This is a genomic window from Pantoea sp. Ep11b, assembly GCF_040783975.1.
GTDB lineage: Bacteria > Pseudomonadota > Gammaproteobacteria > Enterobacterales > Enterobacteriaceae > Pantoea.
Window position 1 is genome coordinate 57,015 of sequence record NZ_CP160632.1, and the last position, 16,652, is coordinate 73,666.

14 protein-coding genes are annotated in these 16,652 nt (G+C 55.5%); 11 read left to right on the forward strand and 3 right to left on the reverse strand.

The window, feature by feature from the left end; genetic code table 11:
- The first annotated feature begins 51 nt into the window (after positions 1-51).
- From AB1748_RS18555 to AB1748_RS18585, 7 genes are all read left to right on the forward strand, one after another.
- Positions 52-1,077 (forward strand): alpha/beta hydrolase, encoded by a 1,026-nt coding sequence (locus AB1748_RS18555; protein ID WP_111138323.1) that lies wholly within the window; start codon positions 52-54, stop codon positions 1,075-1,077.
- A gap of 171 nt (positions 1,078-1,248) precedes the next feature.
- Positions 1,249-1,419 carry a hypothetical protein gene (locus tag AB1748_RS18560; RefSeq protein ID WP_158527479.1) on the forward strand — a complete coding sequence of 57 codons (171 nt, stop codon included), beginning with the start codon at positions 1,249-1,251 and terminating at the stop codon, positions 1,417-1,419.
- A 257-nt stretch (positions 1,420-1,676) separates the two neighbouring features.
- A complete protein-coding gene (gene yajD, locus AB1748_RS18565) occupies positions 1,677-2,024 on the forward strand; it encodes an HNH nuclease YajD (RefSeq protein ID WP_111138324.1) in 348 nt (115 codons plus the stop codon).
- A 192-nt stretch (positions 2,025-2,216) separates the two neighbouring features.
- A complete protein-coding gene (locus tag AB1748_RS18570; protein WP_111138325.1) occupies positions 2,217-2,555 on the forward strand; it encodes a cupin domain-containing protein in 339 nt (112 codons plus the stop codon).
- Positions 2,556-3,197: 642 nt separating this feature from the next.
- Positions 3,198-5,525 carry an FdhF/YdeP family oxidoreductase gene (locus AB1748_RS18575; protein WP_367396397.1) on the forward strand — a complete coding sequence of 776 codons (2,328 nt, stop codon included), beginning with the start codon at positions 3,198-3,200 and terminating at the stop codon, positions 5,523-5,525.
- A 209-nt stretch (positions 5,526-5,734) separates the two neighbouring features.
- Positions 5,735-6,853: a metallophosphoesterase gene (locus AB1748_RS18580; RefSeq protein WP_111138327.1), complete on the forward strand. Its 1,119-nt coding sequence runs from the start codon at positions 5,735-5,737 to the stop codon at positions 6,851-6,853.
- A gap of 71 nt (positions 6,854-6,924) precedes the next feature.
- On the forward strand, positions 6,925-7,725 hold the full coding sequence (locus AB1748_RS18585) for an MBL fold metallo-hydrolase (RefSeq protein WP_367396398.1): 801 nt from the start codon (positions 6,925-6,927) through the stop codon (positions 7,723-7,725).
- 54 nt (positions 7,726-7,779) lie between these two features.
- Here the strand turns inward: AB1748_RS18585 and AB1748_RS18590 are convergent, their stop codons facing one another.
- The 3 genes from AB1748_RS18590 to AB1748_RS18600 form a co-directional block, all read right to left on the reverse strand.
- Complete coding sequence (locus AB1748_RS18590) at positions 7,780-9,705, reverse strand: methyl-accepting chemotaxis protein (protein ID WP_367396399.1); 1,926 nt, start codon at positions 9,703-9,705, stop codon at positions 7,780-7,782.
- A gap of 419 nt (positions 9,706-10,124) precedes the next feature.
- Complete coding sequence (locus AB1748_RS18595; protein WP_367396357.1) at positions 10,125-10,295, reverse strand: hypothetical protein; 171 nt, start codon at positions 10,293-10,295, stop codon at positions 10,125-10,127.
- Between the two features lie 18 nt (positions 10,296-10,313).
- The gene (locus tag AB1748_RS18600) at positions 10,314-11,972 is read right to left on the reverse strand and encodes a methyl-accepting chemotaxis protein (protein ID WP_367396358.1); all 1,659 of its coding nucleotides are present in this window, start codon (positions 11,970-11,972) and stop codon (positions 10,314-10,316) included.
- A gap of 634 nt (positions 11,973-12,606) precedes the next feature.
- On the opposite strand from AB1748_RS18600, the gene AB1748_RS18605 reads away from it, so the two are divergent.
- The 4 genes from AB1748_RS18605 (at position 12,607) to AB1748_RS18620 (ending at position 16,647) form a co-directional block, all read left to right on the forward strand.
- On the forward strand, positions 12,607-12,891 hold the full coding sequence (locus tag AB1748_RS18605; protein ID WP_367396359.1) for a hypothetical protein: 285 nt from the start codon (positions 12,607-12,609) through the stop codon (positions 12,889-12,891).
- A gap of 1,185 nt (positions 12,892-14,076) precedes the next feature.
- Entirely contained in the window at positions 14,077-15,294 is a 1,218-nt protein-coding gene (locus AB1748_RS18610; protein WP_367396360.1) for a diguanylate phosphodiesterase, read from the forward strand.
- 171 nt (positions 15,295-15,465) lie between these two features.
- Positions 15,466-15,675 carry a CsbD family protein gene (locus tag AB1748_RS18615; RefSeq protein ID WP_111138333.1) on the forward strand — a complete coding sequence of 70 codons (210 nt, stop codon included), beginning with the start codon at positions 15,466-15,468 and terminating at the stop codon, positions 15,673-15,675.
- A 207-nt stretch (positions 15,676-15,882) separates the two neighbouring features.
- A complete protein-coding gene (locus AB1748_RS18620; protein WP_111138334.1) occupies positions 15,883-16,647 on the forward strand; it encodes a MerR family transcriptional regulator in 765 nt (254 codons plus the stop codon).
- Positions 16,648-16,652: the final 5 nt, after the last annotated feature.

Sequence of the window (16,652 nt, forward strand, 5' to 3'; positions counted from 1 at the left end):
TTAACCGGGCACACCGTTGCCCCCCTGTCGTTAACCTCTGAGGATCGTGTTATGAGAGCATTAACCCTGCTGTTTGGCCTGTTGATCAGTGCTTTTGGGGCCAGCGCGGCCGATATGTCGCGCGGAGCCGATAACTTTTATCAAAGCGATAAGGTGACACGCGAAAAAGTCAGCTTTAAAAATCAGTATCAGATGGGTGTGACCGGCACGCTGTTCCGGCCAAAAACGGCCAGTCAGACCGCGCGCCTTCCGGCTATTGTGGTAGGCCATCCGATGGGGGCCGTGAAAGAGCAGAGTGCCAGCCTCTACGCGCAGAAGATGGCCGAACAGGGCTTTGTTACCCTGGCCATCGACCTCTCATTCTGGGGCGAAAGTGACGGTCAGCCGCGCAACGCGGTCTCGCCGGATATCTACGCCGAAGACTTCAGTGCCGCTGTGGATTATCTGGGCACCCGCGATTTTGTCGATCGCAACCGGATTGGTGTGCTGGGGATCTGCGGCAGTGGCAGTTTCGTCATCAGCGCCGCAAAAATTGATCCGCGCATGAAGGCGATTGCAACCGTCAGCATGTATGACATGGGCGCGGCTAATCGCCATGCGCTGAATAAAAGCCAGACGCTGGCGCAGCGCAAACAGATCCTTGCGGCGGCGGCAGAGCAGCGTTACGCAGAGTTTACCGGCGGTAAAACGGCGTACACCGGCGGCACGCCGCATAAAATCGATGCGGCGTCCTCACCCGTCGAAAAAGAGTTTTATGACTTTTACCGCACGCCGCGTGGGGAGTTCACGCCGAAAGGCAGTTCCGCTGCGCTGACCACGCATCCGACGCTTACCAGCAACGTGAAGTTCATGAACTTCTATCCGTTCGATGACATCGACACCCTCTCTCCGCGACCAGTGCTCTTTATTACCGGTGATCAGGCGCATTCACGCGAGTTCAGCGAAGAGGCCTATCAGCGTGCGGCAGAGCCCAAAGAGTTATACATCGTGCCTGATGCGGGCCATGTCGACCTCTATGATCGCACTGACCTGATCCCGTTCGACAAACTGACCCGCTTCTTTAAACAACATCTGTAGTGCTGCCCTCTTCTTCACGCCCGCCTGCGGTTATCTGCGGGCGGGCATTACCGCTGACAGCATCGCCCCGCTCCCATTCAGCGATGCCAGACTGAAGGAAACTTCCCGTACCGGGCACGCAAAACTGGGATCCCTGACTATCCTGAAAGAAAGGATGACTATCAGGAGAGAATGATGAAATTTTTCTACTTCGTTTCGCTTATCGCCTCTGCGCTCTATTTGCTGGTGTTTCTGCCCAAACTTCGCACCCGGCGCGAACCTATTGCCTACTGGGGCTGCTGGACTTATCTGGGGGCTAACGCCATCTTCTGGGCGGTTTATGGCGTTCTGAATTACATTTAGGGCAGGATGACCGGCAAAGCGGGAAAACTCGCCCCTATCAGCGCTATCGTGATGATAAATCAGGTCCGGAAATCTGGGATTTAACGTTATCCGGCCCCTGCCCTGACGACATCCGCTCTCTGCGCCACGGAAGGTGAATAGCGGCCGCTAAAATCTTTCCGGTTGCCGCACGGCAGCAGAAGTTCTCCCCGGGCGGTCTTGTGCGATATAGTGGCAGCACTATCGTGAACATCTCTGGATAACAGGTAACATCGGCAATGGCTCTGATCCCAAAAAACTATTCGCGGCTGGAAAGTGGCTACCGTGAGAAAGCCCTTAAAATCTATCCGTGGGTCTGTGGACGCTGCTCACGCGAGTTCGTCTACTCTAATCTGCGTGAACTGACGGTACATCACATCGATCACGACCATACGAACAACCCGGAAGATGGCAGTAACTGGGAGTTACTCTGTCTTTATTGTCATGACCACGAGCACTCGAAGTACACCGAGGCCGATCAGTATGGTACCCGCGTGGTGGCTGGCGAAGATGCTCAGAAAGATGTGGGTGAGGCGACCTACAACCCGTTCGCCGACCTGAAGTCGATGCTGAACAGCAAGAAGTAAGATCCGCTCCTGCTGCCTGTCAGACGCGTCAGTCTGGTCTGACAGGAACATTTCCGTCCTGAACATGCGATCCCGCACTTCTCCCGGGGCGGTGTCGCTGTTCCATAAAATTTGTGCGGTCTGCGCACCTGACAGGATGAACAGTCAGGAGATAACAGACTTACTATTCGAAAGTAAACGAGGAGCAGAAGCATGATCGCTAAAGAGAACGCAGAGCACTATAACTGGGGCGACGGTTGCGATGGCTGGTACCTGATGAACCGTCCGGATATGTTAATTATTCACGAGAGAATGCCGCCCGGCACCTGTGAGCAAAGACATTTTCATGCTTCATCCAGGCAGTTCTTTTTTGTCCTTCAGGGTGTGCTGACAATGGAACTGGACGGCACCCTCCACGATATCGCTGCGCAGCAGGGTATCGAGATCCCGCCACAGTCGAAGCACCAGGCCCGCAATAACCGCGATGAACCGGTAGAGTTTATGGTGATCTCCCATCCTACTACGCGGGGAGATCGCACCGATGTTCCCTGACAGGTGAGCCGGACAACGGCTCAGGCCATGACGGCAGCATCCGCCCCGCCTTCTGCCTGTTCAGGCCGGTTTATCAGTAACGCTTGACCCGGCGGTCAGCGCCACCGGGTATGGCCGATCGGCCAGAGCGTTATTTGCCTCCCTGACGCGGATAACAATAAACCGAAGCCGGGTATGTCATCTGCAGTTAAATAATGCACTGAACAGAACGTGCGGTAATAACCCGCCGTTATTTACCCATAAACTTCTGCACTATCCTGCCTTCGTTACGCTAATAACGCTTTCCGGGCCGCCGATTTACGCCGATGCGCACATAACAGAAGCCTGGCAGAAAGGCATTTCCGTACCATAAATAAGTGGCCCCCGGAATGACTCTTTTAAAACAGGCAATTAGCTTTAATCCGCCTGTTGCTTAGCATAATCCTTCACCACGTCTTGAACTATTTCCGGCAGGCCGTTCCGGTTATTTCCCCGTTAATCCCGTAAGCGATTTTTCTTATTTCGTGCGTCTGTTATGCCAGCAGCGGTCTATCGAAACATTTTGAGAAAGATTTTCGGTAAATAATAGCCGGAACCCACATCGCTATGCGCTTTTCTGTACCAGAATTAACCCATAACAAAATAGAGACAATGTGGAGCATTATGAAAGAGCAAAATCGCACAAAGGGCATCGCACCCTATAGCGGAGCGGCTGGCGGCTGGGGGGCTTTAAAGGCCGTTGCAGACGCGATCCGCGGCCAGATGGCGGTAAAACAGGATGTGATCGCCCTTTTCAAAGTCAATCAGCCACAGGGTTTTGACTGCCCTGGCTGCGCCTGGCCCGATCCGCAGCACGCGTCCTCTTTTGAGTTCTGTGAAAATGGTGCAAAAGCTGTTTCATGGGAAGCCACCAGCAAACGCACCACACCAGAGTTTTTTGCCGCACACAAGGTAAGCGAGTTGTGGGAGCGCAGTGCCCTGCATCTGGAGGGAGAAGGCCGCCTGACCCATCCGATGAAATATGATGCCGCAACCGATACCTATCAGCCCATCGAATGGGAGACGGCCTTCCGCGAAATCGGTGAGCATCTGCGCAGCTATAATGACCCGGATAGTGTGGAGTTCTACACCTCGGGCCGCGCCTCCAATGAAGCGGCGTTTCTGTGGCAGCTCTTCGCCCGCGAGTATGGCACCAACAATTTCCCCGACTGTTCGAACATGTGCCATGAGCCGACCAGCGTCGGACTGCCGGAGTCGATTGGCGTCGGAAAGGGTACGGTCGAACTGGAAGATTTCGATCACTGCGATCTGGTGCTCTGCATCGGCCACAACCCCGGCACCAACCATCCGCGCATGCTGGGCACGCTGCGGGAAGTCTCTAAACGCGGGGCGACGATCGTCGCAATTAATCCGCTGCGGGAACGCGGCCTGGAGCGATTCACCTCGCCGCAGAGCCCGATCGAGATGCTCTCCATGAGTTCGACCGAGCTGGCTTCGACCTACTACAAAGTACGGGTTGGCGGTGATGCGGCGATGCTGAAAGGAGTGATGAAGATCCTGATTAGCATGCATGAAGAGGCGCTGAGCACGGGCAAACCCGGCGTGATCGATGAAGCGTTTATTCGTGAACACACAGAAGGCTTTGAGACGCTGAAAGCGGACCTGGAGAGCACCGACTGGGCGCATATCCTGAAAGTCTCCGGCATGGCGCGTGAAGAGATCCAGCATATCGCCCGTCTTTACGCCAGCGCCGAACGCACCATCATCTGTTACGGCATGGGGATCACCCAGCATCAGTATGGCACCCAGAACGTTCAGCAAATCGCGAACCTGCTTCTGATGCGCGGCAATATCGGTAAGCCCGGTGCGGGCATCTGTCCGTTACGCGGTCACTCTAACGTGCAGGGCGACCGCACGGTGGGTATCACCGAGATCCCGCCGCAATCGCTGCTGGATAACCTGGAGAAAGTGTTTGGTTTTCGTCCGCCACAGAAGCATGGTCATGGCGCGATTGAGGCGATTAAGGCAATGCGCGATGGCAAAGCGAAAGCCCTGCTCTGCCTCGGCGGCAACCTGGCGGAGGCGATTTCCGATCCTCAGGTGACCTTCCCGGCAATGCGCAACCTCGATCTGGTCGTGCATATGGCAACCAAGCTGAACCGTTCACATCTGCTACTGGGTAAGCACAACTATCTGCTGCCGGTGCTGGGCCGTACTGAAACCGATATGCAGGCAACCGGCGCACAGAGCGTGACCGTGGAAGATTCAATGTCGATGGTGCATGCCTCGCGCGGCTCACTGGATCCGGCGTCGCCGCATCTGAAATCTGAACCGGCGCTGGTCGCTTCGCTGGCCAAAGCAACACTGCCAGACAGCGTGGTGGACTGGTCAGCCATGGTTGCCGACTACAGCCGCATCCGTGACGCCATCGAGGCGGTTTTCCCGGCGTTTGAAAACTTTAACCAGCGTATCAGACATCCCGGCGGCTTCCGGCTCTACAACGCGGCGTCAGAGCGCGTCTGGCTGACCCCTTCTGGCCGTGCGCAGTTTAAGGTGATGCAGGGCATCAATGAAGATCCCCGCTCGCTCAAGTGCCATGATCTGGTGCTGACCACGCTGCGCAGTCATGACCAGTACAACACCACCCTCTACGGGCTTAATGACCGCTATCGTGGCGTGACGGGCCGTCGCGATGTGCTGTTTATCAACGGCGAAGAGGCGGAAAGACGGCAGGTGCGGAGCGGTGACCGTGTTGATCTGGTGGCGCTGGATCCGGCGGGTAATCCCACGTCGCGCCAGATGAAGAACCTGACCATCGTGATTATCGATATGGCACCAGGTTCAGTTGGCGCTTACTACCCGGAAGCCAACGTGATGGTTCCGCTCGACAGTCACGATACCAAAAGCGGCATTCCGGCGTACAAGAGCATCCCCATCGCCATGACGCGTGTCACTGACGAAACCGAAACCACCTCGGGCATGTTACGTTAACCTCCTGTTCTGTCAGCGTGACCGGACGCCTGGTCACGCTGTTTTCCTCAGCTTCTCCCCTCTTCCTTGCCGGTTTTCCCCGTTAAGCACAGCGCGTGAAGCATCATCTGTTGCGGCATCGTATACACTACAAAGCGGTATACCGCTTTCATGAACGACCATCTCTTTACTGCCTGCGCTGACGGTCAGCGCCCTACCGGAAAATTGCCATGTTTCACCTGATTTTCAGCTTACCCAGCTGGTATGTCATTGCGCGCGTTATTATTCCTTTGTCTCTGCCTCTGGCCCTTAAGCTCCTGCTCTCCGCTCTGGTGCTGCTGGCCTCACAGTATCTGCTGGTGAGTCGCTTCACGTCGGGCGGCCTCTTCTCCGCTGAAATGCCCCGCCTCATCATCATTCTGTTCAACTGGGCTTACAGCACGGTTCTGCTGCTGGCGCTGTTACAGATGCTGATGGATGCCGTGATGCTGCTCGCCCTGCTGCTGCGTCATCCGCTGGAGCTGGTTCCCGGCGTGCGCTACCTGGCCGTTTGCCTGGCGATGGGGCTGGCGGTGGTCGGGGTGCAGCAGGCTATCCGGGTTCCGCCGGTGAAAGAGGTGACGCTGGTGTTACCCAACCTGCCCGCGGAGTTCGAGGGTTATCAGCTTCTGCAACTGACGGACCTGCACATTACCCGGCTGTTTAATGCCGCCTGGACCCGCGCGATGGTGGAACGGGCGATGTCCCTGAACGCCGATCTGATCGTAGTGACGGGCGATGTCATTGATGGCAGCCTGGCGCACCGGCGGCATGATGTTGCGCCGCTGAGCGGGCTTGCCGCTCCTGACGGCGTCTGGGCAATTACCGGCAACCACGAATATTTCTTTCATCAGGCGATCTGGACAGCCCATCTGGCGTCGCTCGGGCTGCAGCCGCTACTTAACAGTCATACCGTCATCCGGCGCGGCAACGCGAAGCTGGTGATCGCCGGTCTGCCGGATGCCTCCGCGCCCGGCAGAAACGCGACCGGACCCGATCTGGCGCGCGCGCTGGACCAGGCACCAGACGACGCGCCCGTGATCCTGCTGGATCATCAGCCCCGCAATGCCCGTCAGAACGCGGCACGGGGCGTGGATGTGCAGCTCTCCGGTCATACGCATGGCGGCCTGATTATCGGGCTGGATCGGCTGTTTGCGAAGCCCAACGCTGGCTTCGTCTCCGGGCTTTATCAGGTCGATGGGATGCAGCTCTATGTGAATAACGGCACGGCGCTCTGGCCGGGCATGGCGGTCCGGCTGGGCCGCCCCTCGGAACTGACGCGGATCACCCTGCGTCGTCAGCCGCAGTAGCCTCTCGCCAGCCGATGAGTGGGCGGATTTCGCCGGACGGCATAAGCTTGAGTGAGATAAAGGAGATCACTATGACGATGTTATGTACCGCCTGCGGCACCGGTTACCCTCTTCAGGCCACCTATCCGCACTGCAAAATCTGTGAGGATGAGCGCCAGTTTGTTCCGGCCGACGGTCAGCACTGGATCGCGCTGGACGCGCTGCGCGCGACCCATGCCAATCAGTGGAAGGCGCACAGCGACAGGCTGCTGAGTATCAAAACCGTGCCGGCCTTTGCCATTAATCAGCGCGCCTTTCTGCTGCGCACCCCGCACGGCAATGTGCTCTGGGACTGCATTGCCAATCTGGATAACGCCACCTGCACTCTGATCACGGCGCTGGGCGGCATTGATGCGATTGCGATTTCGCATCCGCATTACTACACCACCATGCAGGAGTGGGCCGAAGCCTTTGACGCGCCCATTCATCTGCACGCCCGCGATCGGCAGTGGATTGTGCGGGAGAGTCCGCATATCCGCTTCTGGGAGGGGGAATCACTGACGCTGATGCCCTCCATTACGCTGATACGACTGGGCGGACATTTTCCCGGCGGCAACGTGCTGCACTGGGATGAGCATGGCGGCGTCGTGCTGGCGGGTGACATTATTCAGGTTACGCCGGGTGCGCATGGCGCGTCCTTTATGTGGAGCTATCCCAATATGCTACCGCTGTCGGCCGCAACGGCAGGCGATATTCTGCACCGGCTTTCCGGCGTGACGTTTGATCGGCTCTATGGTGCTTTTGACGGTCAGGATATGCCTTACCAGGCTAAAGAGAAGGTGATGCGGTCGGGAAAACGCTATCTGGCCTGTCTGCGGGATCATCAGGCATAGCGGGATGGAATGCCTGAAAGCAGACAGCCACCCGCAGGTGGCTGTCTGGCGCCGTTATGCCGTCTGGAACACGGCCACCATCGTGCGAAGCTGCCCTGCCCGCGCGGCCAGCTCATCGGCTGACGAGGCTGACTCTTCCACCAGCACGGCGTTCTGCTGCGTTACCTGATCCATCTGGTTCACCGCAATATTGACCTGCAGGATGCCGCTGCTCTGCTCTTCCGATGAGGAGGAGATATCACGCATCAGCTGAGAGGTCTGTTCAATGGCGCTGACGCTCTGCTTCACCTTGTCGCTGGCGTTCTGCGCCATCGCAATGCCTTCCTGCGCATGACCCACTGACTGCTCGATCAGGCCCTTGATCTCTTTTGCTGCACTGGCCGAACGTTGTGCCAGCGCCCGGACTTCGGAGGCCACCACCGCAAACCCTTTGCCCTGCTCACCGGCACGCGCCGCTTCCACCGCCGCATTCAGCGCCAGAATATTGGTCTGGAAGGCGATGCTGTCGATGACCGAGGTAATCTCTTCAATTTTACCCGAGCTGCCACGGATTTTATGCATGGTTTCCATCACGGAATCCATGGCGGCCCCACTGGAGAGTGCCGCCTGGGTCGCGGACTCGGCGCGATCCGAGGCAAAGCGGGTGTTATCCGCATTCTGCTGAATGATGGCGGCCAGCTGCTCCATACTGGCCGCCGTTTCCGCCAGTGAAGCCGCCTGCTCCTCGGTGCGTGACGACAGGTCACCATTGCCGCGCGCGATCTCTTCCGATGAATTTGCAATCGTGGCAGCGTTGGTTTTGATATCGGACACCAGCTGGGAAAGACGCTGCTGCATGCGCAGCAGTGCATTCAGCAATTCCGCCATTTCGTTGCTGCCGGAAACGGTCATCAGTGCCGTCAGGTCGCCTGCTGCCACACGGCTGGCCACTTCTACCGCCTCTTTGACCGGACGCGTTACCGAGCGGGTGATCATGACAGCCACAATAATGGCCAGCAGCGCCACCGTCAGCAGGCCTGCCAGCAGCAGATACTGTGACTGGCGTTTCTGTTCGATCTGAACCTCCATCATCTGCTCCAGCCGGATGCTGCTCTGGTTGCCCAGTTCGGCGTAACGGTTGATCGCCTGCGTGAAGACCCGGACATATTCAACCGGTGCCACGCTGGCGTGCCCGCTGACAAAAAGGCTATCCGCCAGCTGCAGCGCATCCTGTGCCTGCTGACCGGCTTCCTGAGCCAGCCCGGAAAAGGCACTTTTCAGCGCCGGTTCAATGGAAAAAACTTTGTCCATGTTTTTGCTGAACTGCGTCAGCGCCGTTCTGCCGTTGTCGATTTGAAACGCCAGACGACTGCGATCGGTATCTGAGATGTTACCGGACGCAATCAGCGAGGTGCCATTGGCGCGGATCTGACCCAGGGTTTCAGTCAGCAGCGGCAGGCGGCTGTAAATACTGACGATCAGCTGATAGGTATTTAAATCTGCATCCAGCGAGAGCTGATAGAAATCCAGCACATCCTGATTCGTATCAAGCAGACCCTGAATCAGATGCGCGTGGCGTGTCAGGCTGGTTGCCAGCGTCAGCTGGCCCGCATTGATATCATTCTGCAACTGATCCCACTCCTGAGTAACCCGCTGCAGCAACTTCAGCGGAGGCGCCTGTTCATCATCCTTGCGCAGATCGTCCTCAATCGTCCGGATTAACGTGTTGATTTGTGTTACCAGTTCCATACGGGGTGCGTTATCTGCCTTATTCAGGGAGATGGCGATAGCGCTCTCTGCACGATGGCGCTGCAACAGGTTGAGAAGTTTCAGGACTTTTTTCTCAACCGGTATACCCGATAGCTCAACATTTTTAGTTTCAATAAGTTCATTGCCCGTCTGCATAAACAGGAAGGTAGGGAGAATAAACAGTATTAACGCAAATGAACCCAGTAACAGGAACTTCGCAGGTAAATTAATCCGGTCGAGTATTTTCTTCATTATTTCCGCTCTGATGTGTGTGAGGTGTGCAGGGGAGCCATGCACAAAATGTGTGATGTAATTTTATTTTTACCTTTTTTGTGCCATAGCCATACGCGCCCTGTCTGGCGAAATAATGCTATGAACAAAGGGGATTCCTTTAAACGTTCAGAAATACATATCACAACGGAAAGGAGTATAGGTTGCGTTCTGTTATTTTACAGTGGATAAAATGACGATATTTACTGCAACTTTCGCTTAAGCCAAACCCGATAATATACATATAAAACAGAGAGATAAATCAATAGTACTGCATTAAATCATTTTAGCCGTTAGCCTGACTTCAGCATGGGTGCGATGAAAAAAAATAAATTCAAGATAAACAGGTCGTCGCCGATAACTGCGCTTCGCGGTCTGTCTTATCAATTATCATTCCGCTATTAACCACTATCCCCTCTTTCAACTGAAATAGCGCCGCCACCGCCTGTACCTCTGAAGAGGTAATCTGTTCTTTCCTTTTTTATTATGAAATCGTTTTCATCCATTTTTAACACAGGCGTCTGTTTTACTTTTCGCAGGAATAAAAAAAGCCCCCATAGTGTGGAGGCCATGATATGACGCATCAGCAATCAGAAGCTTTCCCAGTTTGCCTGCGCCACATCGATGCGCTGGCGCTCAGGCCAGGGCGGCTGAAAAGCCGGTCGACGCAAAGACGCCGCCTGCGGCTGCGGCGCGGCACGTCTGTTACTCTCCAGCGTAAAGCTGGCGACCAGGCCTGACAGCGTCTCCGCCTGCTCCTGTAGCGATTTCGAGGCGGATGACGCTTCTTCCACCAGCGAGGCGTTCTGCTGTGTCACCTCATCCATCTGGCCAATCGCCTGATGAACCTGCTCAATGCCTTTGCTCTGCTCAGACGTTGCCGCTGCAATCTCATTGACCAGATCGGCGACCTGCTGAATTGCCTGCCGGACATTTTCACTGTTTGAACCGACTCCGCCTGCCTGCTCTAAGCCCTGTTCAACCTGTGAAACGGACGTTGAAATCAGATCCTTAATCTCGCGTGCGGCAGAAGAGGAGCGCTGTGCAAGGTTACGCACTTCGGAGGCGACCACCGCAAAGCCGCGGCCATGTTCACCGGCACGCGCCGCTTCAACCGCCGCATTCAGTGCCAGAATATTGGTCTGAAACGCGATACCCTCGATCAGCCCGGTGATTTCAGAGATTTTGGCCGAGCTGGCGCGGATATCATCCATCGTTGTCAGCATCTGCTTCACGGCTGTGCCATTCTGGATTGACATCTGATTGGCGCTATTGGCCAGTGTGCTGGCCTGATTTGCGCCTTCTGCGTTCTGCCGCACCGTTTCGCTCAGCGTCGCCATACTGGCGGACGTCTGCTCCAGCGAAGCCGCCTGCTCTTCGGTACGCGCCGAAAGATCTTCATTGCCCGCTGCGATCTGCGTCGAACCGGTGCTGACCGATTGTGCTGCGTGACTGACAGAGAGCAGCGTGCCGGATACCCGGGCCAGCAGCTGGTTGAAGGCTGACGCCGTTTTGCTGATTTCATCCTTTCCGCGAACCTCAGCCGTCTGGGTCAGGTCAAGGGTATGACTCACCTGCGTCATGGTATTGACCATGCCAGTCAGACTTTTTCTGATGCCCAGGATAACCCTGGTGGAGAAGGCAGCCAGTATCAGGATCAACAGCAGTGAGCCGCCCGACATTCCCCACAGGGTCCGGGCGTAGATGCGCTTGTTCTCAGCGCGGAGCTGTTCGCCAATGTCGATATTCAACTGAATCTGACGGGTGTAATCGGACTCCAGCTTGCGGGCTGCGGCACCTATACCATTCTCGCCCTGTAGCAGTGGCAACGTGACGTTGTCATCATGGGCGCGCGATGCGGCCAGAAAGGCGGGTAATGCGCTGCGCACGGCATCCAGGTCTTTTTCAGCCTGCTCAGTTAATGCCCTGTCTTCTTCATTCGAGATGTCGTTCGCCATGTAATAGGCATTCAACGCCTTAATCTGCTGCAGCAGATTCTCGATACGCTCTTCCGCAGCCGGAAATTTTTCCGCATCGCGGGTGCTGTGATGGCGATAAAGCGCGATGCCCAACTGATTGGTGACGCTGATCGATTTGTTCAGGTCGCGAATGCTGGGCACCGCATTTGTCTGCACATATTCGAAACGCGACTGAAAGCCCGAAATGACAGATAAAGAAATAATCACCAATGCAATCAGCGACATTGCAAGCAGTGAGAAGATTAGCATAAGACGCTGTGTAATAGTCATGAAGAGATCCCCGGTAGAAGATAAAACTAAAAATGGCCAACATGCCGATCATTCTTATCGGCGGCCGTGTGCGGGGCTTTAACGGATCACAGCGCCGTTATTTTTATCTTGCGACTGTCAAAAAATGAACTAAGTAAGAGCCCGACGCTTGCAGGCTGCGTGCGACTGTTAGCGGTATTGGTGGCAACGCCACCGGCCATGCCGGGCTACCTCTCTCTGCTGTATAGCCCTGCGCATCCGACACCCTTTCGCCCCTGCTCTGGTCTCCCTGCCGGAGTGATACGCTGCCGGCGATCGGATCGTCACCTATAAGATGGCCCTCCGGGTTCAGGCACGTTCAGGTAATCTGCCTGATCAGACATAAAGAGAAGAGACGCGAATAGGCTGCCCTGCGGTTGTTTAACTTAACAGCGAACTCAGCGGTCAGCCTGCTGACCGCGACAGGCTGAGATTTTAGCCATTTGTGGCAGGGCCAGATTAAATCAGTGAATCGGCTGGCGGAATGCTGATTCTGGTCTATGCTCACTGGCCCGACCAGGCTTAAGCCTGTCAGGAATCAATAACGCGTACAATAAAAAAGGTCGTTGTCATGAATTTAGCTCAATTTGAAACCAGAACCGGTCTTTGGCCACACATGCAATTTACGGACGTTGAATATGAAGTGTGCAGCAGAGGCGTGGAGATCTACGCCATCGATGTCAGCCGCCAGACCAAAAGCAAGCTGTTCATCTGTCGCGTTGCAAATGAGCAGCAGGCCGCCTCGCTGACAGCGCAGTTTAAAGAAGGGTTACCGAAGATAAAGCTCAAAAAACGCAAAATCGCGATGAAGCGGGCCAGCATCGCCTGTGAGAAAAGCGCTGTTACCAGTGCAAACTATCAGGATCGGGCTGCACAGCGTCAGTCTGCCTCCAGACCCTGACTGGAGAACAGGCCAGCGTTTTCAGCGGCGGCCGGCCCTGGGATGCCTGCCTTTATCTTTGTTCTGGTGCTGCGGCGCGTTGAAAGGCGCATCGCGGCAACCTGACACAGACGGCACTTCCCCGCCTCAACGGAGATGTCACGGAAAGCAGAGACAGGGTTCACTGATTTGCCACGCGCGTTGTGCTGTCGCAAAGTCGCGGGGAGTGACAGAACAGCGCGCCCACGTCATCACGCCGTATCGCTTCCCTGAATGCGGTCTGGATCTCATGATCCCGAAACTTACACCTGGGTAGGGGCATCCTCTAAGCAGGAAGTCACTGTGCTGAGAAACAGTGGAAGGGATCAGGTCTGTACGCTTAACCGGTAATGGATGCGGAAATGAAGGCAGATTGTGGCCAGCGATAGCCGAAGCGGCAGTGTCAGGCAGACTTTAATCCAAATCTTAGAAATCGTTTTCAGAACAGATTAACTTACTGATTTTGAAATACTTTAACCATGGTTAAATTTTGAACGATTTGCACGCTCATGAAAAAAAGGGCTAACCGCAGCGGCATCTCAGGCGGTTTTGCCCTATCTTTAAATGGCGCTGTAAAGAAATCCACATTTTTTACAGCGTGTTCTGACTCCTACCCTTGCCCCCTCTGAACAGGGGGCACTTTTTCCGATTACGGTGAGGAATTCTCCTGAATGCGCCAGGTCGCCATCCCTGCCCGGTGGGTTAGGTTGAGTTGCCATTTGGAAAAGTGGTTGATTTGTAACCTGATGATTCACAGGCTGAACCAGCGTCGTCCCGCCCGGTCAGTAATTATTTGAATTGCAATGAATTTCCCGAATCTGCCGGAAAACTGAACGTTACCGGCTGTAAAAGCCAGCCAGAACAGCATGGTGCGGGGAACAGAAAGTGGGTCATAATCAGGCCCTGCCCGATTGACCGGCGCCTCACCAGGGATGCCGTGACGTAATAATAATGTGATTTTACCGCTGTTTGCCCCCGCTTTTGCAGGGGCTTTTCTCCCTGCCTGACCTTTTTATCTGCTGTTTTACACCGGACTGACAGATCACCTGCCTGTTCGCTTCTGTTGATACGGCAGGCAGAATCGCACAATGGCCACAGCTCTGCCCTTAAGACGCGATAGTTCTGTGATATGTTTAGTCGGTCGCTATCTGCCATGTGAGTCCGCTTATGCTCTCCACCCTGATCTACCGTAGCCAGCTTGCGGGTTCTGTCTCGCCAGAGCGGTTAAAAGCACTGGTAGAGCGCGCCAGCGTTAAAAATGCCGAGGCGAATGTCACCGGGATCCTGCTCTATAACGGTCAGCATTTTTTTCAGGTACTGGAAGGCAGCGTTGATAATGTCAACAGGGTTTACCAGCGCATCAGTTCGGACGATCGCCATTTTAACCTGATTGAACTGATGCGGGACTACGCGCCTGCCCGTCGCTTTGGTGATACCGGAATGGCGCTGTTCGATCTACGCGATTATCCGAAACACGACGTAGTTGATGCCCTGCTAAAACGGGTCACGCTGAGTGATGAGCGGATCAGGCATGACAGAGTCGTGAAGTTCCTGCGGTCTTTCGTTGAAGGGCGGGACAAAGAGACGTTTATCGAAATCGATCCTGCCAGCGAATGGACGCTGATCGCGCCCTCTCTCACCCCGGCACAACCCGCCTTTCAGCCGGCAGCGGATCAGCACTGCGAATTTGCCCTACAGCCCATTGTGGATACTGCAAACCGCCAGATTGTTTCCTGCGAGGCGTTGATTCGCGGTCAGCGCGGATCTTCGCCCGCCGACTATTTTTCCCGGCTGCCTGAAGATGAGCGTTATCAGGCCGATCTCGACTCCAAAACCTACGCTTTCCAGCTGGCGCGGCATCTGGGACTGCAGGATCAGACCCTGTCCGTCAATCTGCTGCCTATGTCACTGGTGATGATCGAGGATGCCGTAGCGTACCTGATCGCTCAGATCAGGCAGCAGGGCCTGCGGCCGGAGCAGATCGTGGTTGAAGTGACGGAAGATGAGATTATTTCCCGCTTCGATGCCTTTCATCTGGCGGTTAAGCAACTCAAAGCCGCCGGGATCAGTCTGGCGCTCGACGATTTTGGCGCGGGTTTTGCCGGTTTATCTCTGTTAGCTGATTTTCAGCCTGACAAAGTAAAAATCGATCGTAAGCTCATCACCGATATCCATCGCAGCGGCCCGCGTCAGGCCATTGTGCTGGCGATCCTGAAATGCTGCCAGGCGCTGGAGATTACCGTCATCGCGGAAGGCGTTGAAAAAATAGAAGAGTGGCTCTGGCTCGAAAGTGCCGGCGTTCGCTACTATCAGGGCTTTCTGTTTGCCCGCCCGGCGTTGAACGCCCTGCCCGAAGTGCACTGGCCAGCCCGTCGTCCTGTCTGATCGCGTCAGAGCCTCTCCCGTCCGTCGCCCTTTTACTCAGAGTTTGATGCCGCTCACACCGCTTCGCTGCAAAAAGCAAAAGCTGTGCCATGCTTGATCCATCTGACAGCCATCAGGCAATACAGATATCCACCAGGTCCCTGGACAAAAACCGTAATCAGGAGAATCACCATGAACGAAGATCGCATTGGCGGTAACTGGAAGCAGTTCAAAGGTAAGGTGAAGGAAAAATGGGGCGATCTCACGGATGACGACATGACCGTTGTTGAAGGGAAGCGCGACCAGCTGGTCGGCAAAATTCAGGAACGCTACGGCTACGAAAAAGATCGTGCCGAAAAAGAAGTCAAAGACTGGGAAGATTCTAATAAGTACCAGTGGTAACGCGTTACCTGCCGCCGGGCATTGCTATGCCCGGCACCTGTCCTGCCCGCCGCTCTCCCTCTCTGTCTGCCTGCTGAATGTCATGTTGTGTCCTGTCTTAAAATAAGACAAATAATTTGGAAGTGATGGTTTCTTTATTCAATCCCGTCGCGCATAATCTGCTCATCTTCCCTGAATCGGGGATCGTTAAGTTTTCGGATATCCACTATGCCCCATCACTCTACCGACACCGTCTGTGGCCTTGTCGGTGTTCTGCCCGAAACTCTGCGCCGCTGGCGCCGGGCCGGACTGATAACACCACCTGGAGCAACGGGCTATTCCGACCAGCAGCTTACGCGCGCGCTATGCGTTCGCGAAATGACGTCAGGCGGCCATACGCTTTTTGATATCCACGCTGCGCTTAACTGGCCCGGCGTGACGCTGCCTGGCGGCTGGGCCTGCCGCGAAGAGGATATGCTGCAGCTGCTGGCCTCCTATCCGGACGCCGATATTGAACGTGAACTGCAGATGATGAGCACAGACTACTGTAGCGATGACTACGTTAATCGCTATCTCCGGCCGCTCAATCTCTGGCTGCGTAGTGATCTCAGTGAAGGTGCGGCGCAGCGTCAGATGCGCTTTCATACAGCGGTGCTCAGGCAGTGGGAACAGCTGGCACGGGGCGCTCTTCGACGCAGTACCGTGCCGCTGTTTCTTGAGGCGGTCAGCGTCACGGATGAAACGGAAATCTGGATGGAAGCGATCCGGCTGAACGGCCAGGGATTCCGGGTGGAAGTGGCTGCGGAAGCATCCGGCGTTCCTGCCGTGGCACAACAACGTTTTGAGCATCACCTCATGTGGTGCGGCGATGGTATCTGCGCCCAGATGAAAGCGGCTTTTCACGCCAGTCTTGAGGCAGGTGAACCCGTCATGCTTACGGGCACCGATACTGCGCTGCGGTCGCCGGTTAAGCCAAAAGCCACCAGCACCTGACCACA